The following is a 19,147-nucleotide window of genomic DNA, read 5'->3' as shown; positions in this document are numbered from 1 at the left end:
GGGTGGGGTTCGGGTTCACGGCGCAGTCCCCGAATGCCCACAGCACGCCGTCCATGACCATCAGGAAGATGGAGCTGACCACCGACGCACCCGGTGCAGTCTTGATGATCTGGAACGAGGGCTTAATGGTGTGCGCGGTCGTGTGAGCCGCGCCGGAGACCATGCCGTCGGCGATCCCCTTGTGGACCATCATCGTTGCGTAGTAGCTGATGTCCTGCATGGTCTCGCGCGCCTGCTCCAGGGTGATGCCCTTGTGCTTGCGCAGCTCGGCGAACTCGGCGGCGAACTCCTCCAGCTGGTTGCCCTCGCTCGGGTCGGTCAGCGTGGCACTGGAAAGGTCCAGCCCCAGCTCCTTGGCGCGGCGGGCGATGTCGTCCGGGCTGCCCAGGATGGTCAGCTGGCACACCTTGGCACGCAGCAGCTGGTCGGCAGCGGTGAGGATGCGGTCGTCCTCGCCTTCCGGCAGCACGATGTGAGCGTTCTTCTCGCGGGCCTTGATCAGCAGGTTGCGCTCGAACAGCTCGGGGCCGATCACGGGCTCCTTCGCAGCGCTCGCCCCCGCGGCACTCCCAGCCCCGCCAGCCCCCGCACCAGCATCAGTCCCGCCGGCTGCTGCCTGCGCGATGCCTTCCAGCGCGATGTGGCGAATCGCCTGCCCTTCTGCCTCCACGGCGTTGGCTGCGGCGGCAGCTGCGGAGGCGCTGGCGTCAATAAAAGAAATACCGGCGGGCTTGCGACCAGAGCGCACCAGCTGTCCGGAGGCCAACTGCAGCGCCGTGGCGTCGGCTGGGCTTCCCGCGAGCAGGTAGTGGGATGCGCCCGCGGCGGCCGCGAGGCGCGAGTCAAAGGTGATCTCGCCGGTGCCGAGCAGCACGGCGCCCGCTCCAGCTCCGGCACCTGCGCCGGCCTTAGCGTCGTAGGCCGCGTCGAGGGCGGCGGCGAAGTCGGGCGCGGAGGGGCGGATGGTGTCGAAGATGTCGACTGCCTCTGCCTCCCCTAGTGCGTCCAAAATGTCGGAGCGGCGCGCGGCGGCGCTCGCTATCGGTGAGACGACGGCGTTCGTGCCAGTTCCTTGGGGCGCGATAGACGACGCGATAGACACAGCTCACATACCTTCCTCAATGGAGTTTCACTTCACTTCCATTGTGCCTTGGCAACCCCGCACTAGCGAGGCGCGGGGAAGGGGCGCCCTCGCTTTACCCCCTGGCGCGCTCTTTCTCGCGCTGTTGCACTTTCGTTCTTTCTTCTTCGTAGTGACGCCCACTTGCCCGCCCCTCGATGACCTCCGCGTCGCTTGCCGCGGTGGCCTGCTGGGAGTTCTCCGGTGCATCGTCGCCGGTCAGAGAGCGTTCCAACAGGGAGCGCTTGCGCACGACGACGAGGGCGACGATCACGGCCAGGCCGATCAGGATGACGGCGACCACGCCGAGGAAGCCGAAATAGTTCACCAGGCGGCTGGAGTTCAGCAGCATCAGCAAACCGCCGACCACGCCGCCAAGTACTTCTGGCTTCATAATGGTTACGATCCACGCGGCGATCGGGGCAGCGATGGCTCCGCCGACCAGCAGGCCGACGACTGGCTGCCAGTTTTCCGCCAATTCCGAGCCCATGCCTGCAACGAAGCCGGCGGTGGCGGATACGGCAACCAAGAACTCGGCGGTGTTTACCGTGCCGATGATGCGGCGCGGCTCGGCCTTGCCCACGCTCATCAGAGTGGAGGTGGTTACAGGCCCCCAGCCGCCACCGCCGGAGGCATCCAGGAAGCCACCGGCCAGGCCCAGGCCTGCCAGGCCGAAGCGGGAGCGGCGGGTGGTGGATACCGGCTGAGTGTCTTCATCCTTCTTCCACGGCACGGCCACGCTACGCACCAGTACGTAGGCGCCGAGGAGCACTAGCAGGGTGGACACAACTGGCTCGGCTGCCTCAGTGGAGAGGTTACTGAGCACGTAGGCGCCCGTAAACGAACCGATGGCGCCCGGCACGCCGAGGGCCAGGACGGTCGGCCAGTGGACGTTCTTCAGCCGCCAGTGGGATAGGCCGGAGAACAGCGTGGTGCCGACCTCCGCCAGGTGAACGGCGGCGGAAGCGTGGGCGGGGCCCAAGCCGGAGAAAATCAGCAGAGTGGTTGCGGTGATGCCGAATGCCATGCCCAGCGCGCCGTCGACCAACTGGGCGACCACGCCGACGAGGGCAAAAATCAAGATCTTCATGAGGGGTTAGTCCTTGCTGTCTGTGAGGGGTTATCCGTGAGGGAAAACGTGTTGTGAGGGGCTAGAAGGGCTAGTGCGCTTGTTACAGGGCGCGACAGGCGCGGTTGATGACGACCGGGGCTACCGCGTCACCGAGGTGGCGCGTACACTTCCGGCCGTTTGGCATTCGGATCTTGGCCTTGTCCCACAGCAGGCCGGGGCTGACGAACAGCGGGACGGTGACGGTGCGTTCGTCTGCGAATTCCAGCAGCGCCTCCGTGTCTCGGCCCGGGTTGTCCCCGGTGGCGACGAAGGCGCGGGCGCTGCGCATGTTCAGGCGGGCGCCAACGCGGCCGGCGAACTCGGCGACGGCCTCGTTCGCGCCCGGCTGGCTGGAGCCCACGGAGTACAGCGCTAACTTGTCGATGCTGCTGTCTGTGGCATTCGCGGCGCTAGCGCTTGCACTGTCCGTGGCGACACTGCCAGCGAGGTACTGGGCCGTGAAGTCGGCGACCAGCTCCTCCATATCTGCGCCGGTTCCCAACCCGTCAGTGAGGTGGAGGGTCAGGCCGGCGGACGAGGTGGCGTCAATAGACTCAACGGCCTCGGCGATCGCGGCGGGAACGTCGTAGCGAGCGTGGAAAGCCTGCGTGAACAGCAAAGGAACTACTACCGCCTCCGTGTAGCCCGCCGCGACGACGCGGTGGGCGACCGTCGTGAGGGTGGCGGGGTGGAAGTCCAGGAAGGCGGCGAAGGCCGGCAGCCCAGTGCTTTCGGAAATGCGCTCGGTGATCTCAAAGACCGCCTGGTCCGCCTGCGGGTGGCGGGATCCATGGGCCAAGCAGATGATGGGTGCCGGCCGGGTCATGTTAGTTCACCAAGCCTGCGGTCAGGGTGTCGCCACTACCGGGGTTAATCAGCAGCAGCGAACCAACGCGGCCACCACGGCGGTAGGTTTCGACGGGCAGCGGCTCGGCCACCGTCACGCGCACCTCCGCGATGTCGTTGAGCGCCAGCTCGTCGGCGCCACCATGGGCGATCTCCTCCTCGCTGCGGTTGCGGCCCGAGATGTCCACGCGGCGGATGACCTCGTCCACGCGGCCGCGCACCAGCGCGGTGCCGTAGCGCACCAGCACATTGCTGCGCAGGCGCACCGGGGACTCGGACAAGTGGAAGACCGTCGCGGTGAAGGACTGCTGCGGCTCCGGCAGATCCAGTGCGGCGATGATGTCCCCGCGGGACAAGTCGATGTCGCGGTCCAGGCGCAGGGAGACTGACTCGCCGCGGGCGGCGGTCTGCTGCTCCCCTGCCGGGCCGTCGATGCCCTCGATGATCGCCTCGCGACCATCGGCCAGCACCTTATCGCCGACGGACACCTTGCCCGCGGTGATACGGCCTGCGTAGCCGCGGTAATCGGTGGCGTGGTCGCGGATGACGATCTGGATCGGGAAGCGCAGTCCGCGCTCCACGTCGGCGGTGTTCTTCGCCGGCTCGGTGGTCTCCAGGATCTCCAGTACAGACGGGCCCGTGTACCAGGGGGTGTTCTGGCTGCGCTCGACGACATTGTCACCTAGCAGCGCGGAGGTCGGGATCACGTCGACATGGGCCAGGCCCAGCTCGGAGACTAGTGCGTCCACGTCGGCCTTCACGTCGTTGAAGACCTGCTCGCTGAAATCGACCGCGTCGATCTTATTGACGGCCACGATGACGTGGGAGATCTTCATCATCGCCGCCACGGTCAGGTGGCGACGGGTCTGCTCGATCACGCCGTTGCGGGCGTCAACCAGAACAATAACCAGCTCCGAGGTGGACAGGCCCGTGACGGTGTTGCGCGTGTACTGCACGTGCCCCGGGGTATCAGCCAGGATAAAGCTGCGCTTATCGGTAGCGAAGTAACGGTAGGCCACATCGATGGTGATGCCCTGCTCGCGCTCGGCGCGCAGGCCATCGACCAGCAGCGACAGGTCCGGGTTCTCCAGGCCCTTGGCGTTGGAGACGCGCTCTACGGACTCATACTGGTCGGCCAGGATGGACTTCGTATCGTGCAGCAGGCGGCCCACAAAGGTGGACTTGCCGTCGTCGACGGAGCCGGCGGTGCACAGGCGGAGGGTCGGCAGGTTGGTGGACATCAGAAGTAACCTTCCTTCTTGCGATCCTCCATGGAGGACTCACTGAGCTTGTCGTCGGCACGGGTGGCGCCGCGCTCGGTGGTGGTGGACTGGCGGATTTCGTCGATCACGTCCTCGATGGTCGTGGCGGTGGAAAGGACGGCGCCGGTGCAGCTCATGTCGCCAACGGTGCGGTAGCGCACGGTCTTCTCGACCAGCTCCTCTCCTTTCTTCGGGCCACCCCACTCGCCCGGGGTCAGCCACATGCCGTTGCGGTTGAAGACCTCGCGCTGGTGGGAGTAGTAGATCGCCGGGACCTCGACGTTGCGGTCGCGGATGTAGTCCCACACGTCGGCCTCGGTCCAGTTGGAGATCGGGAACACGCGGATGTTCTCGCCCACCTGGTGGCGGCCGTTGTAAAGGCCCCACAGCTCGGGACGCTGGCGGCGCGGGTTCCAGCCGCCGAAGCTATCGCGCACGGAGAACACGCGCTCCTTGGCGCGGGCCTTCTCCTCGTCGCGGCGGGCGCCGCCCAGCACCGCGTCGTAGCCGCGGTTCTGGATGGTCTCCACCAGCGGCACGGTCTGCAGCGGGTTGCGGGTGCCGTCCGGGCGCTCCTGAATGGCGCCGCTGTCGATCCAGTCCTGGACGGCAGCGACGTGCAGGGTCACCTTCGGATCCGCGGCGATCTTGTCGCGGAACTCGATGACCTCCGGGAAGTTGTGGCCGGTATCCACGTGCACCAGCTCGAAGGGAACCGGTGCGGGGTGGAAGGCGCGCTTCGCCAGCTCCAGGACCACGACGGAATCCTTGCCGCCGGAAAACAGCAGCGCGGGGCGGTCGAACTGGCCTGCTACTTCGCGCAGGATCTCGATTGCTTCCGCCTCGAGGCTCGCCAGGTGCGGTGAAAGGGCGGTGGTGTTTTCATTGCTCATGTGTGAAGTCCGCATTCTGTCTTGTTGGAGCCGGCCCAGCGGCCGGATCGGGGGTCCTGTCCTTCGGCAACCGGCAGGGTGCAGGTTTCGCAGCCGATCGACGGGTAGCCCTGCTTGGTCAGGGGGTTGATGATCAGGTCGTGGTCGTTGATGTACGCCTCCACGTCCTCGTCGCTCCAGGCGACGATGGGGTTGATCTTCAGCCGGCCGGTGCGGTCCACGTCCAGCACCGGAGTGTTGGCGCGCAGGGCGTTGTCTACGCGACGCACGCCGGTGATCCAGGCGTTGAAGGGGTTCAGCATCCGCGCCAGCGGCTCGACTTTGCGCATGCGGCAGCAGGCGGTGTTGTCGCGGGAGTACAGGCGCGGGCCGTAGACCTTGTCCTGCTCCTCGCGGCTGAGGACCGGGGTGATGTTTTCCAGCGGCAGGTTGTAGCGCTGCTGGACCTTGTCGCGGGTCTCGAGCGTTTCGGCGAAGTGGTAGCCGGTGTCCAGGAAGACCAGTTCTGCGCGGTCTTCCGCCAGGCGTCCTTCCGCCAGCTCGGCCAGGACGGTGTCCTGCATGGACATGGTCACTGCGATCTTGCCGGGCACGTGCTCGGCCACCCAGTCCATGATTTCTTCGGCGCTGGCGCCCTGTAGCTTGTCGTTCCAATCGGCGACGAGCTGCTCGTTGGCTGCTCGCTCCTCGTCGCTCAGCGGCGTGGTCTTGGTCGGCGCGCCCTGCGGACTCTCGGCTGGGTCTCGAAAGTCATCCGAATTCCCGCCGAGCAGGCCGGTCGCATCTACCAGGCTCATGAGCTCCTCTTCTCGGGGTTGATGGTTGGTTTGTCGAAGTGTGCTTCTCAAGAACTCGAGGGGAACTCTTGGTTACCCCCTAGACAGACCGATCGGTCTGTATTGGCTTTCACCACAATAGACCAATCTGTCCATTCCTACAACCGGGTTCAAGATTCTTTGTGACGCCCCCACCGTCGCGAACTGCCCAAAGGCCACGAATGGCCCTTAAGGGGTGGGGGGCGAAGGGGCGTCAATAAAAGGTCAGTTACAACAACTGTCCGTGGAACTTGACGGAGAAAACCCGCATACATTCGCGGCACTGCCAGGCGTTGTCAGTCTCCGCGTCCGGGAACAAGTTCTGGGACATGCAGTAGGGGCAGTTGTTCACCGTCGCGCGGCGGGCATTCGGGTGCCCCACACGGCCACCGACCTGCTCGTTCACGCTCGGCAGAGAGTCTTTATCCGGAACACTCATCGGCTACACCAACAGCTCGTCGTCGGCACGGACAACCCAATCACGGAACTCCTCGCCGTCGGTGCGGTGTGACTTGAAGTTCTCCACCACACGGACCACGTAGTCGCCCAGATCCTTGGAGTAGACCTGGTTGCCGCGCACCTTCTTACCGAAGTGTGGCTCCAGGCCGATGGTTCCGCCGAGGTGCACCTGGAAGCCCTCCACGCGCTCGCCTTCGTCGGTGGTGAGGATCTTGCCGGACAGGCCGATATCGGCCACCTGGGTGCGTGCACAGGAGTTCGGGCAGCCATTAAGGCTAATCTTCAGCGGCACATCGAGGTCACCCAGGCGATCCTCCAGCTCGTCGACCAACGCGATGGCGCGCTGCTTGGTGACGACGTGCGCGAGCTTGCAGAACTCCAGGCCGGTGCAGGAGATAATGTCGCGACGGAAGGCCGAGGGCTTGGCGGACAGGCCGAGCTCCTCCAGGTCCGCAACGAGAGCCTCCGCAGCCTCGCGTTCCAGGTCCAGGAACAACAGCTCCTTATCCGGGGTGGTGCGGATGTTGGTGGTGCCATGCTTTTCCGCCAGGTCGGCCAGCTGCTGCAACTGCTTGCCGTCGGTGTGCCCCACGGTGGGCTTAACACCTAGGTAGAAGCGGCCATCCTTCTGCTCGTGCAGGCCGACATGGTCGCGGTAACCCGGGTACTCCTCCGGCTCCGGGCCATCCAGCAGTGGGCGTTTGAGATACTCGTTCTCCAGAACCTCGCGGAACTTCTCCACGCCCCAGTCGGCCACCAGGAACTTCAGTCGAGCGCGGTTGCGCATGCGGCGGTAGCCGTAGTCGCGGAAGATGCGGACTACACCGGCCCAAACCTCGGGTACCTCGTCGATCGGTACCCACACACCCAGGCGCTGGGCGAGCATCGGGTTGGTGGACAGGCCACCGCCAACCCAGACGTCGAAGCCGGGGCCGTGCTCCGGGTGCTCGGAGCCGATGAAGGCGAGGTCCTGGATTTCGTGGGTGACGTCCTGGCGGGCATGACCGGAGATCGCGGACTTGAACTTACGCGGCAGGTTGCCGAACTCGGGATCCGGCAACAGTTCCTTCTTGATCTTCTCAATGGCCGGGCGGCCGTCGATGATCTCATCCTTGGCGATGCCCGCGACCGGGGAACCGAGGATGACGCGCGGCACGTCGCCGCAGCCAAAGAAGGAATCCAGGCCGACCTTTGCCAGCTCGTCCCAGATGGTTGGGACGTCTTCGATGCGGATCCAGTGCAGCTGCACGTTCTGACGGTCGGTGAAGTCGGCGGTGTTGCGCGCGTACTTCTCGGAGATCTCGCCAATGGTGCGCAGGCCGGCAGAGCTGACCACGCCGCCGTCCAGGCGGATGCGCATCATGAAGTAGTTGTCCTGCAGTTCCGCATTGGTCAGGGTCGACGTCTTCTCACCGTCGAGCCCCTGCTTGCGCTGGGTGTACATGCCAACCCACTTGAAGCGCGGGGCGAGGTCCTCGGCGGGAATCGAGTCGAAGCCCTCTTTGGAGTAGATGTCGCGGATGCGCTGCATCACGCTGATTCCGGGGTCTTCCTGCTTGACCCGCTCGTCGTCGTTGAGCGGCTCGCGGCCGTCCACAGCCCACTGCCCCTGGGGCTTGCGCTGCTTCTTGCGGCGCGGGCGCGCTGGCTTATTCTCAGTGGTCGTTCCGGTGGTCGTTCCGGTGGTCATGGTGCCTCAAATTCCATCTAGACTGATCTGTCTGTCTATATTGTCCGGTTCAGCCTAGATGGGATCCCGCACAAATTCAAGCGAAATGTTGATTTTTCTAGACAGAGTTGTCTATAGTTCGGGAGTTACCCGCAGTGACCCGATTTAGCGACCCTGCGTGGATTTTCGCTACATTAGAATGTGTAAATTCATGAGCAGCTCGAACGCTTCATGCGGTTCACGCGGCGCGGCAACAAAACGCACCGCGCGAGCTCAATGCAGGAATTCAACACAAGAGTTCAGTGCAAGAGTTCAAAACCGCGGTTCATCCGAAACCGAAGTACGACAAAACCGAAGTACAACCCGAACAAGAAGGATTTGCACCTGACATGCCCGAGAATCGCCCACTTCGCATTGCAGTCATCGGCTCTGGCCCGGCAGGCATCTACGCCTCCGACGCGCTGACGAAGTCTGAGGCCGACGTCAGCGTCGACATTTACGAGCGCATGCCGGCCCCCTTCGGCCTGATCCGCTACGGCGTTGCCCCCGACCACCCGCGCATTAAGGGCATCATCAAGTCCCTCCATAAGGTGATGGACAAGCCCGAAATCCGCCTGTTCGGCAACATCAACGTCGGCGAGGACGTCACCGTTGACGAGCTCAAGCAGTTCTACGATGCGGTCATCTACGCCACCGGCGCTACCGACGACCGCCCGCTGAACATCCCCGGCGGCGAGCACACCATCGGCGCCGGCGAGTTCGTCGGCTTCTACGATGCCAACCCGTACTTCGAGGACAAGTGGGATCTGTCCGCGGACTCCGTCGCCGTCGTCGGCGTAGGCAACGTCGGCCTAGACGTCGCCCGCGTGCTGGCCAAGACCGGCGAGGAGCTGAAGGTCACCGAGATCCCGGACAACGTTTACGACTCCTTGAAGGAGAACCAGGCCAAGGAGATCCACGTCTTCGGTCGCCGTGGCCCGGCGCAGGCTAAGTTCACCCCACTGGAGCTGAAGGAGCTCAACGATTCCGACACGATCGAGATCGTTATCGACCCGGAGGACATCCAGTACGACGAGGGTTCCGAGGAGGCCCGCCGCGCGTCCAAGATCCAGGACATGGTCTGCACCCGCCTGGAGCAGTACGCCATCGCCGACCCGAAGGGTGCTCCTCACAAGCTGTACATCCACTTCTTTGAGTCCCCGGTTGAGGTTAAAACTGACGCCGAAGGCCGCGTGACCGCATTCGTCACCGAACGAACCGAGCTCAACGGCGATGGCTCTGTCTCTGGCACCGGCAAGCTCACCGAGTGGCCGGTCGGCGCGGTCTACCGCGCCGTGGGCTACAAGTCCGACGAGCAGCCGGGCCTGCCGTGGGATGAGCGTCAGAACGTGCTGCCGAACGTCGGTGGCCGCGTGCTGACCGAGGGGCCGACTGCCGATGGCATCGCGGGCGTTCCGGGCTCCGCCGACCCGGAGGCCGAGAAGCGCGAGCGCCTGCCCGGCGTGTACACCACCGGCTGGGTCCGCCGCGGCCCTGTCGGCCTGATCGGCAACACGAAGGGCGACGCCAACGAGACCGTCGCCAACCTGCTGGAGGATGCTGCCAACGGCATCGGCTTTAACCCGGAGAAGCCGGAGCTGGAGGCCGTCGAGGCTTTCCTCGAGGAGAAGGGCATTGCTCACACCACGTGGGAGGGCTGGTACAGCCTGGATAAGCACGAGCGCGAGCTCGGCGAGGCCGAGGGCCGCGAGCGCAAGAAGGTGCGCGAGTGGGACGAGATGCTGCACCACTCCCAGGGCAAGAACGTCTAAAACATGGCAGCCATGGCTAAATCCGCCGAGTTCCCGGATGTTCACTTCACCGGGCGCGCGCTGCTAGCGATGCCCGCCCAGCAGCTGCACCCGTTGTACAAGCTGCGCGTGGACGTGTTCGTCCACGAGCAGCAAACTCCCTTCGCGGAGATCGATGACATCGACCCGCATCCGAACACCCACCATGTGCTGGCATACATTCACCCAGGCAGCGGCCCGGAGTATCCCTTCGGCCAGCCGGATCCGGGCTCTCCCCTGCGTCTGGTCGGCACGGCGCGCGTGTACGGCAAGCCGGAGGATCAGCACATCGGCCGCATGTGTGTGGCTAAGGATGTGCGCGGGCGTGGCATCGCCACCCAGATCATGGAGCAGGCCCTGGAGGTCTGCAAGGGTCGCGCCGCCGCGCTAGACCCGACCACCCAGGTCGCCCGCGTTTCTCTGAACGCCCAGACACAGGCGCAGGACTTCTACGCGAAGTTCGGCTTCCAACCGGTCGGCGAGCCTTTCGACGAGGAGCGCATCCCCCACGTCACCATGGAGCTGGAGCTCTAGCCCGGCACGCCGCCGCTACTTCGCCGCCATCTCCGCCGCGACCTCGGCGCACTCCTTGCGCCCGCACGTGGCGCTCTCCGGGTCCGCGGCACACTCCTCGCACAGCAGGATCTGCTCGCGGCACTGCTCGTTCACGCAGTTGTGGAAGTCGTTGGTCGCGTGGCCACACGCCCGGCAGCGGCCCAACGTAGCGGCGTCATCACTAAATTCCATGTGCATGCGCCCGTCGAAAACATACAGGGAACCCTCCCAAAGCCCTTTATCCCCGTACTTTTCGCCATAGCGGACGATGCCGCCGTCGATCTGGTAGACCTCCTCGAACCCGCGGTTCTTCATCAGCGAGCTTAGGATTTCGCAGCGGATGCCGCCCGTGCAATACGTGACAACCGGCTTGTCCTTCAGGGCGTCGTACTTGCCGGATTCGATCTCGCTGATGAAGTCGTGGGTGGTGCGCACGTCCGGCACGATGGCGTTTTTGAACTTGCCGATCTCCGCTTCCATGGCGTTGCGCCCGTCGAAGAAGACGACCTCGTCGCCGCGCTCCTCCACCAGCTTGTTCACTTCCTCCGGCTTCAGGTGCACGCCGCCACCGATCACGCCGTTTTCGTCTACCTTCAGCTCGTCCGGGGCGCCGAAGGCCACGATCTCGTCGCGCACCTTCACGGACAGGCGCGGAAAGTCGTCCGCCGAGCCCGCGGACCACTTGAACTCCATCTTCTTAAAGCCCGGGAACTCGCGGGTGCGGCGCACGTACTGCTTGCAGCTGGCCAGCGAGCCGCCGACGGTGCCGTTGATGCCGTGCTTGCTGATGAGGATGCGCCCTTTAAGCTCCAGCTGTTCGCATAGCGCGCGCTGCCACAGCATCACCGCGGTCGGGTCGTCGATCGGGGTGAAGCAGTAGTACAGCAGGATTCGGGTTTCGTTGAGGTCGGTTGCGCTATGTCCCATACCTCGGATTTTAGGGCTACTGCCCGTCTTCTGCGAAAACCGTCGGCCGCACCTCGATGTACCCGGCGGCTTCTTCGGCGCGCTGTCGGGCCTGGTCCGTGTCCTCGGCGGTGGCTACTGCCACTCCCATTCGTCGCCGCGCGAGTGCTCGGGGCTTGCCGAATAGGTAGATGTTGGTTTCTTCTACTGCCATTGCCTTATTGACGCCCACGTATTCAATGTCGCCGTCGTGTTTATCCTCGCAGCGGATAACGGCGGAGGCTCCCGGAGAGATCAGCGTGGTATCGATCGGCAGCCCAAGGATGGCGCGTGCGTGCAGGTCGAATTCAGAGAATCGTTGGGTACCGAGGGTGACCATGCCCGTATCGTGCGGGCGGGGGCTGACCTCGGAGAAGTAGACGTCATCGCCCTTGACAAATAGCTCCACGCCGTACACACCGCGGCCTCCCAAGGCGGTGGCGATGCGGGCGGCGATACTGCGGGCGGTATCCAATGCATCCTCGGACATGTGCGCGGGCTGCCAGGATTCCACGTAGTCGCCGCGGTCTTGGCGGTGGCCGATGGGCTCGCAGAACCAGGTGGCTTCCCGGCCGGTGTCGGGGTCGATGGAGCGTACGGCCAGGATGGTGACTTCGTAGTCGAAGGGGATGTACTGCTCAACCATCACGCGCTGGACGTTGGTGCGGGAGTGCTTGAGAGCTGCATTCCAGGCGGCCTCCAGTTCGTCCACTCCCCCGACATAGCTTTGGCCAGCGCCGGAGCTGCTCATGACGGGCTTGACCACGCACGGGTAGCCGATTTCCTCGGCGGCGCGGGCGAGCTCGTCGGCGCTGGAGGCGAAACGGAAGGTGCTGTTCGGCAGGCCCAGCTTGTCGTGGGCGAAGGTGCGGATGCCTTCGCGGTTCATGGTCAGGCGATTGGCCAGGGCGGTCGGTACGACGGAGGCCACTTCGTTGGCCTCGATCTCCTGCAGCACGTCGGCGGGGATGGTCTCTGAATCCGGAACGACGAAGTGCGGGCCGACTTCGCGGACCAGCTGGCGAATGGCATCGCCGTCGTGGATGTCCAGCACGTGGGCCTTGTTGGCCACGAGGTGCGCGGGCGCGCCGGCGTAGCGGTCCGCGGCGTGCACCTCCACGCCCAGGCGTTGCAGGGCGATGGCGAGCTCCCGCCCCAGCTCGCTGGCTCCGAGCAGGAGGACCTTGAGGGAGGAGGGAGTCAGTGGAGTGCCAATTGCCTCGGGAGTGTACATAGTCTTTCACCTTACTTATGCCCACATACTTACGCTGCCAGCCCCGCCCATCCCGCGTGCCAGCCCTGCTGCCTTAGGCTGCCGGCCCCGCCCAGCCCCGCCGCGCGCGAGCTTGTGGCCCGTGCGGCCTGATGGAATGATCGGCTTTATGAGTGAAATGCAGCCGAACCTCCAGCGTCACAGCTCCCTGCCCTGTTCCCGCCGCTCGTTTCTGCGCGGCGTGGCCGTAGCCACCGCAGCCACCGCCTCCGGCGCCCTGCTGGCAGCCTGTGCCAGCGAGGAAGTTGTGGCAAAGGCCGATGCCGCGGATCTGGAGGTCGGCGACGCAACGATTTTGGACGGCTGGGTGCTCTCCCGCCCCGGGGAGAACGAGTACAAGGCGTTTTCCACCGCTTGCCCGCATGCCGGCGGCACCATCGATTCCATTGAAAAGTCCGGGGACACCACGGTGGCGGTCTGCCCGAAGCACATGTCCAAGTTCGACGTCGCCACCGGCGATGTGCTGGAAGGCCCCTCCCGCGATCCGATGGTTCCGGCCAAGAAGGTCGAGCGCAATGGCGACTCGATTGAGATCACGGACTAGTTAGCCACGCCCGGCGGGACTAGCCCGCCATATCAATCCGCAGGTCGCTGACCTGCGCTGCAAAGTGCGCATCGTGGCAGGTCCACAGCACCGTCGGCGCGCTCTGCGTGGGCCGCGCGCCCTGCCTGCCCGGCGCGCCCGCGCCACCAGGCTCGCCCTGCACGCCGGAGCCACCCCGCCCGATCATCCGCGCATACTCGCCGTCCGCGTAGCGGTGCATTAGCTCCGCCAACTCGCGGTAGCCCGGCACGTCTAGCCCCACGGTCGGCTCGTCCAGCATCACCAGGTCCGCGCCGCGTACCATCGCCGCCGCGACCAGCACGATCCGTCGCTTCGCCGCCGGGACGTCCAGCGGATGCGTACCCGCCCACTTGCCCAGCCTGGCGAAGTCAATAGCCGCTGTGGCCAGCTCCTCGTCCGCCCCCACGGCCAGTTCCTCGGCCACGGTCCGGCAGGTCACCGCCTGATCCATTTGTGTGGGCGCCCAGCCCTTCAGCCCCTCCGCGCGCAGCGTCCCCCGATACTTCAGCAACCCTAGCGCGCCGAGGAATAGGGTTGTCTTGCCGCACCCGTTCGGCCCAGCCAGGTGCACCACCCGACCTGCGGGAACCTCCAGGTTTATGGGTCCGACGCCACCCCGGCGGAAAACCACATCCCGCGCCAGCAAGGCCGTCCCCACGCTCCCTTGCTCGGTGATCTCCGGAGCCACCGAATCCGCGGCAGGTTTCGGCGCGGGGGAATCGGTCAGGGTGCCGTCGGCTAGTAGGCGCTGGTGCGTGGGGGCGTCATCACTTAAGGGCGAACCCGCACGGTCGTAAACGGTGACGGGGCCCGGAAAGTCCGCGATGGTGCGGCGCAGGGTGTCGACGGCGGCGGCGTCCAGGCCGTCGAGGGGGCAGTCGAGCACCAGCGCTTCGGGGCGGGCCAGCAGTGCGGCGGCGATGGCCACGCGGCGGGTCTGGCCGGTGGACAGGGTGGCGGGATTCTGCTCGGCCTGCCCCTCCAACCCCCACAGTCGCAGGGCGGCCTCCACGCGCTGCTGCATCTCGGCGCGCGGCACCCCGCGCTGCTCCATGGGAAACGCGAGCTCTTCGGCGACGGTGTTGCGCAGCAGAGAAATATGCGCGCTGGCCTCGTTGCCGACCCATGCCGCGCCGGTTTTTTCTGCGCGCGCCCAGGCATGTTCGGATAGTCCGACGCCACTATCTCCCCAGATGAAGGTACTCAAAGGCATTGTTCGCGCAGGATCTTTCCGGTCGTTTGCTCGTGCTTGTGCTCGCTAATGCTTGTGTTGGCTAGAGTCCCTCAGCCCAGCTAGTGCACTGCCCACCAGCATCCCACCACCAGGGCGGCGATGGCCAGCAGGCGCACGGCCCAGTCCAAAGCCGTATCCGGGACGGGGCGCAAAACGGTCCGCGGACCAGGCTCGCCGATGCCGGTGCGCTGCAGCGGGCGGGCACGGGTAGCTGCATCGTCCACCATGCCGACGATCAGCGGCAGGATCATGCGGCACTTCGCGCCCAGAGTAGTGACGTCCACGCCACGGGAGGCGCGGACCTGCTGGATTGTCAGCCAGCGGGCGCGGGCCAGTGGCAGCAGCCGGGCGGTCGCGCCGATGACGTACACCAGCTTGGCGGGCAGGCGCGGCTGTACGGTGCGCATCAGCTGGTCGAGGTTTACGAAGCTGCCGATGGTCAGGCCGATCGTGGTGGCGGCGAGGAAGCGGCTGCCCAGAGACAGGGCGATCTGCAGGCCGTCGCGGGTGATGATCCACCAGCCGGGCTCCTGGCCGAAGGGGGCATACATCAGACCAAAACCGATAAAGGCCGGTAGGCCTAAGAGGTTGGCTGCCAGGAAGGGACGACGGGGCGTCGAGAAGAAAAGAGCCACAAGGGCGCACAGACCCCACGCGATAGCGCTCACGGCGAGACTATCGGCGACGAGGACGAAGATCACCCCGCTGGCGGCGAGGGTGAGGTAGGTCAGTGGGTTCATGCGGCCTTGTCTGCTGCAGCGGTGTTGTCAGCAGTAGTGCTGCCATCCTTGCCCGCCGGCGCGAAGGTGCGGCGCGTGCGCTGCGGCAGGGCGCGGATGACCAGGTAGATGATGGTGAACACGATCAGCTTATCGATAGGGTCGGACGTCCAGGACTGCAGGAAGACAGCCGTCATCGGCTCGAAGCCCAGCGAGCGGTAGGCCGTGACCAGCAGGCCCGTGCCCGTACCCGCTGTGCCGCCGAAGATGAAGGAGGCGATAGGTGCGGAGAGCAGGGCCGTCAGGAAACCGATAACCAGCGCGGACAGGGCGATCTTCCAATACGCACCGCCCCACCACTTGCCCAGCAGGCCCGCGCAGACGCCGACGAAGGCATACGCCGCAGCGAAGCCCACAACGGTCGGGTTGAACGTGCCCCACACCAGGGCGGACAGCACGCCGGTGACCAGGCCCGCCCACGGGCCGGCCAGGGCGCCGACCAGCACGGTGCCGATGGAATCCAGATACAGCGGCAGCGGCAGACCCATGTTGCCGATGATGTGGCCGAGGATCACGTTGATGGCCAGGGCGACCGGCAGGAGCGCAAGGGTGCGCACGGGCAGGCGCGGGATCACGGCGACTAGCGCGAGGATGGCGGGGACGACGAAGCCGACCAGGGCGATGGTGGAGCTCTTGGAGTCTGCGAGGGACTCGTAGTTGGAGTCGCTGGGCTGCCAGATGACGAGGGTCAGCCAGGTGGCGACGATGATGATCGCGGCTAGACCGAGCAGTCCATAAGTGGCTTTTTGTGACAGGGGGCGCATGGGGTGAAACCTCAATTTTCGCTAGCTTTCGTACCGGCCGGCGCGGGCTGGGCGCAACGTCTATGTCACCTCGACGTTCCGCCCGCGCATCACCCGGCCTGGCCAGTGGTTTTGATGTTGGTTAAATGCTTACAGCCTGCGGACCCGATGCACAAATCGCAGGGCTTTCGGTGGGGCGGCTCGGTGGGGTTTCGGGCGCGGAGGCAGGGCACGCGGAACCCCGAATTAAGTGACCTAGTTGACAGACTAAGCTGTCTATTCTTAAATAGTTGAGCAAGCGACCCACGCACCGGCGAAGGCAATGCCTCGCCACTTGTGTGCGCCTTCTGGAGCCCCGGGAAAGGCGCACCTGCGCGGGAACCGCATTGGCAAGAATTCCATACAGCTAAACAGCTCTACAGCTTTACAGCTAGACACAGCCCCGCCCGGCGGGGCCACTAGGAAAAGGAAGACAAGAAAGACTATGACTTTCAACGCAACCGTCGCCGGGGTACCGCGCATCGGACCCGACCGCGAGCTAAAGAAGGCTCTCGAGGGCTACTGGCGCGATAACTCCACCGGCCGCAACCTGGCTACCACCGCAACTCGCCTGGTCAACGACTACACCGACGAGCTGCTGGCCGCTGGCCTGGATTCCGCAGCCTTCTCTGGCCGCTCCTTCTACGACGCAGTGCTGGACACCACCGCCCTGCTGGGACTGCTGCCCGAGCGCGTCGCCGACATCGCGGACCACGACAACGACGGCCTGCCGCGCTTCATCGACCGCTACTTCGCCGCCGCCCGCGGCACCAAGGAGCTGCCGGCCTCCGCAATGACGAAGTGGTTCGACACGAACTACCACTACATCGTCCCGGAGCTGGCCAAGGACTCTCGCGTGGAGCTGGACGATTCCGCGTTCCTCGAGGACATCCGCGACCAGGTCACCCGCGCAGGCGAGGCCGTTCGCCCCGTGCTGGTTGGCCCGCTGACGTACCTGGCGCTGTCTCGTACCGTCGATGGTTCTGATGCCTTCGCTCACCTCGAGGAAATTTTTGACGCCTACTCCCGCCTGCTGAAGCGCATCGCAGACCGCGGCGTGAAGTGGGTACAGTTCGACGAGCCGATCCTGGTCACCGACTTCGCTTACGCTGATGCGGCCGCCAACGAGGATCTGTTGAAGCGCACCCGCGCTGGCTACGAGAAGCTGGTTGAGGCTGCGAGTGCTGGCGATGAGGGCGTCAACCTCCTCATCCAGACCTACTTCGGCGACGGCAACGCAGCCATCGAGCTGCTGGGCGGCTCCGGTGTGGCTGCCTTCGGCGTGGACCTGGTCACCGGTGGCGCCGCTGCTGCCGAGCTGCCCGCCTGGAACGGCAAGGAGCTGCTGGCTGCTGGTGTTGTGGATGGCCACAACGTCTGGCGCACCGACCTGGACGCAGCACTGAAGACCCTGCAGGGTCTGAAGGAGCGCGGCCCGGTTGCCGTCTCCACGAGCTGCTCCCTGCTGCACGTGCCTTACTCTCTGCAGCGCGAGCAGAACCTGAACCCCGAGGTGCAGAAGTGGCTGGCCTTCGGCTCCGAGAAGATCCGCGAGGTCGCTGCCCTGTCCCGCACCCTGCGCGGCGAGCAGACCGAGGCCGACGAGCAGCTGTTCGCCGAGACCCGCGAGGCCATCGAGGATCGCAAGAACTCCACCCTGACTCACAACGCAGCTGTGCGCGAGCGCCAGGATGCCGTGACCGACGCCGACCGTCGCCGCGACTCCATCGAGGCCCGCCGCGAGGCACAGAAGGCAGAGCTGAACCTGCCGCCACTGCCGACCACCACCATCGGCTCCTTCCCGCAGACCACAGAGATCCGCCAGGCGCGTGCAAAGCACCGCAAGGGCGAGATCGACGACGCAGCCTACACCCAGGCAATGAAGGACGAGGTCGCGGACGTTATCAAGCGCCAGGAAGAGCTGGGCTTGGACGTGCTGGTGCATGGCGAGCCGGAGCGTAACGACATGGTGCAGTACTTCTCCGAGCAGCTGGACGGCTACCTGTCCACCGAGCACGCTTGGGTGCAGTCCTACGGCTCCCGCTGCGTGCGCCCGCCGATCATCTTCGGTGACGTTTCCCGCCCGCACGCGATGACCGTCGACTGGTACAAGGTTGCTGCCGACCTGACCGACAAGCCGGTCAAGGGCATGCTGACCGGCCCGGTGACCATGCTGGCTTGGTCCTTCGTGCGTGACGATCAGCCGCTGGGCGAGACCGCCGACCAGGTTGCGCTGGCTCTGCGCGACGAGATCGACGACCTGATCGCCGCTGGCGCCCGCGTGGTGCAGGTGGACGAGCCCGCCATCCGCGAGCTGCTGCCGCTGCGCAAGGAGCAGCAGCCGGACTACCTGAAGTGGGCTGTTGGTTCCTTCCGCCTGGCTACCTCCGGCGCGGAGAACAAGGTGCAGATCCACACGCACATGTGCTACTCCGAGTTCAACGAGCTGATCGACACGGTCTCCAACCTGGACGCCGACGTGACCTCCATCGAGGCCGCCCGCAACGGCATGCAGGTTCTAGCTGCGCTGAAGGACGAGGGCTACGAGCTGGGCGTTGGCCCGGGTGTGTGGGACATCCACTCCCCGCGTGTGCCGAAGCAGCAGGAGGTCGATGACCTACTGTCCGCCGCCTTGGATTCCGTGGATCCCTCCCTGCTGTGGGTTAACCCCGACTGTGGTCTGAAGACCCGCGGCTGGGAAGAGACCACTGCCTCCCTGGAGGTTCTGGTGTCTGCCGCTAAGAAGGCCCGCGAGCGCGTCTAGTTTCATCTAGCGCCCGCAGGCTGGCCACTGGTTAGCCGGCCGCTGGTTAGCCGGCCGCTGGTTAGCCGGCCGCTGGTTAGCTGGCCGCTTCAGCTACCTGGCCACTGGTTAGCTGCGCCGCGTCGGAGACTTTTCGAAGTCCCGGCGCGGCGCTTTTGCTTTTCCAAGCCAATTCAGCCCCCCCTCCGGCTCCAGATGTCGTCCAAATGTCACCCAAATGTCGCTAGAACGGGAATACGTACGTCA

General features: G+C 65.2%; 17 protein-coding genes. 4 read left to right on the top strand and 13 right to left on the bottom strand.

The window, feature by feature from the left end; translation table 11 throughout:
• The 8 genes from Q0331_RS08875 to Q0331_RS08840 all read right to left on the bottom strand — a co-directional run.
• The coding region (locus tag Q0331_RS08875) for a phosphate acyltransferase (RefSeq protein ID WP_298076005.1) at positions 1-1,102 on the bottom strand (1,102 nt) is incomplete at its 3' end.
• A gap of 94 nt (positions 1,103-1,196) precedes the next feature.
• On the bottom strand, positions 1,197-2,210 hold the full coding sequence (locus tag Q0331_RS08870; RefSeq protein ID WP_298076004.1) for a sulfite exporter TauE/SafE family protein: 1,014 nt from the start codon (positions 2,208-2,210) through the stop codon (positions 1,197-1,199).
• A gap of 82 nt (positions 2,211-2,292) precedes the next feature.
• Positions 2,293-3,057 (bottom strand): sirohydrochlorin chelatase, encoded by a 765-nt coding sequence (locus tag Q0331_RS08865; RefSeq protein WP_298076003.1) that lies wholly within the window; start codon positions 3,055-3,057, stop codon positions 2,293-2,295.
• Between the two features lies 1 nt (position 3,058).
• The gene (locus Q0331_RS08860; RefSeq protein WP_298076002.1) at positions 3,059-4,318 is read right to left on the bottom strand and encodes a sulfate adenylyltransferase subunit 1; all 1,260 of its coding nucleotides are present in this window, start codon (positions 4,316-4,318) and stop codon (positions 3,059-3,061) included.
• Positions 4,318-5,232, bottom strand: coding sequence for a sulfate adenylyltransferase subunit CysD (gene cysD / locus Q0331_RS08855; protein ID WP_298076001.1), 915 nt, complete (start codon positions 5,230-5,232; stop codon positions 4,318-4,320). Before cysD ends, Q0331_RS08860 begins: the two co-directional genes overlap by 1 nt.
• Complete coding sequence (locus Q0331_RS08850; RefSeq protein WP_298076000.1) at positions 5,229-6,029, bottom strand: phosphoadenylyl-sulfate reductase; 801 nt, start codon at positions 6,027-6,029, stop codon at positions 5,229-5,231. Before Q0331_RS08850 ends, cysD begins: the two co-directional genes overlap by 4 nt.
• A 247-nt stretch (positions 6,030-6,276) precedes the next feature.
• Positions 6,277-6,486 (bottom strand): hypothetical protein, encoded by a 210-nt coding sequence (locus Q0331_RS08845; RefSeq protein ID WP_005296957.1) that lies wholly within the window; start codon positions 6,484-6,486, stop codon positions 6,277-6,279.
• A gap of 3 nt (positions 6,487-6,489) precedes the next feature.
• Positions 6,490-8,196 carry a nitrite/sulfite reductase gene (locus tag Q0331_RS08840; protein WP_298075999.1) on the bottom strand — a complete coding sequence of 569 codons (1,707 nt, stop codon included), beginning with the start codon at positions 8,194-8,196 and terminating at the stop codon, positions 6,490-6,492.
• A 368-nt stretch (positions 8,197-8,564) separates the two neighbouring features.
• Between Q0331_RS08840 and Q0331_RS08835 the strand changes: the two genes are divergently transcribed.
• The gene (locus Q0331_RS08835; RefSeq protein WP_035004806.1) at positions 8,565-9,986 is read left to right on the top strand and encodes an FAD-dependent oxidoreductase; all 1,422 of its coding nucleotides are present in this window, start codon (positions 8,565-8,567) and stop codon (positions 9,984-9,986) included.
• A 12-nt stretch (positions 9,987-9,998) separates the two neighbouring features.
• A complete protein-coding gene (locus Q0331_RS08830; protein ID WP_298075998.1) occupies positions 9,999-10,538 on the top strand; it encodes a GNAT family N-acetyltransferase in 540 nt (179 codons plus the stop codon).
• A 15-nt stretch (positions 10,539-10,553) separates the two neighbouring features.
• Here the strand turns inward: Q0331_RS08830 and Q0331_RS08825 are convergent, their stop codons facing one another.
• On the bottom strand, positions 10,554-11,486 hold the full coding sequence (locus tag Q0331_RS08825) for a rhodanese-related sulfurtransferase (RefSeq protein ID WP_298075997.1): 933 nt from the start codon (positions 11,484-11,486) through the stop codon (positions 10,554-10,556).
• Between the two features lie 16 nt (positions 11,487-11,502).
• Positions 11,503-12,738 carry a formate-dependent phosphoribosylglycinamide formyltransferase gene (purT, locus tag Q0331_RS08820; RefSeq protein ID WP_298075996.1) on the bottom strand — a complete coding sequence of 412 codons (1,236 nt, stop codon included), beginning with the start codon at positions 12,736-12,738 and terminating at the stop codon, positions 11,503-11,505.
• Between the two features lie 148 nt (positions 12,739-12,886).
• Between purT and Q0331_RS08815 the strand changes: the two genes are divergently transcribed.
• Entirely contained in the window at positions 12,887-13,321 is a 435-nt protein-coding gene (locus Q0331_RS08815) for a Rieske (2Fe-2S) protein (protein WP_298075995.1), read from the top strand.
• 19 nt (positions 13,322-13,340) lie between these two features.
• Here the strand turns inward: Q0331_RS08815 and Q0331_RS08810 are convergent, their stop codons facing one another.
• The 3 genes from Q0331_RS08810 to Q0331_RS08800 form a co-directional block, all read right to left on the bottom strand.
• Positions 13,341-14,555, bottom strand: coding sequence for an ATP-binding cassette domain-containing protein (locus Q0331_RS08810; RefSeq protein ID WP_298075994.1), 1,215 nt, complete (start codon positions 14,553-14,555; stop codon positions 13,341-13,343).
• 80 nt (positions 14,556-14,635) lie between these two features.
• Positions 14,636-15,316, bottom strand: coding sequence for an energy-coupling factor transporter transmembrane component T (locus Q0331_RS08805; protein WP_298075993.1), 681 nt, complete (start codon positions 15,314-15,316; stop codon positions 14,636-14,638).
• The gene (locus tag Q0331_RS08800; RefSeq protein WP_298075992.1) at positions 15,313-16,119 is read right to left on the bottom strand and encodes an ECF transporter S component; all 807 of its coding nucleotides are present in this window, start codon (positions 16,117-16,119) and stop codon (positions 15,313-15,315) included. The genes Q0331_RS08805 and Q0331_RS08800 overlap by 4 nt, the downstream gene beginning before the upstream one ends.
• Positions 16,120-16,582: 463 nt before the next feature.
• Here Q0331_RS08800 and metE point away from each other — a divergent pair, with 463 nt between their 5' ends.
• The gene (gene metE / locus Q0331_RS08795; RefSeq protein ID WP_298075991.1) at positions 16,583-18,901 is read left to right on the top strand and encodes a 5-methyltetrahydropteroyltriglutamate--homocysteine S-methyltransferase; all 2,319 of its coding nucleotides are present in this window, start codon (positions 16,583-16,585) and stop codon (positions 18,899-18,901) included.
• Positions 18,902-19,147 lie beyond the last annotated feature (246 nt).

Source organism: uncultured Corynebacterium sp., assembly GCF_937999985.1.
Lineage (GTDB): Bacteria > Actinomycetota > Actinomycetes > Mycobacteriales > Mycobacteriaceae > Corynebacterium.
The sequence above is the reverse complement of the archived record's forward strand: the minus strand, read 5'-3'. Positions and strand labels throughout refer to the sequence as shown.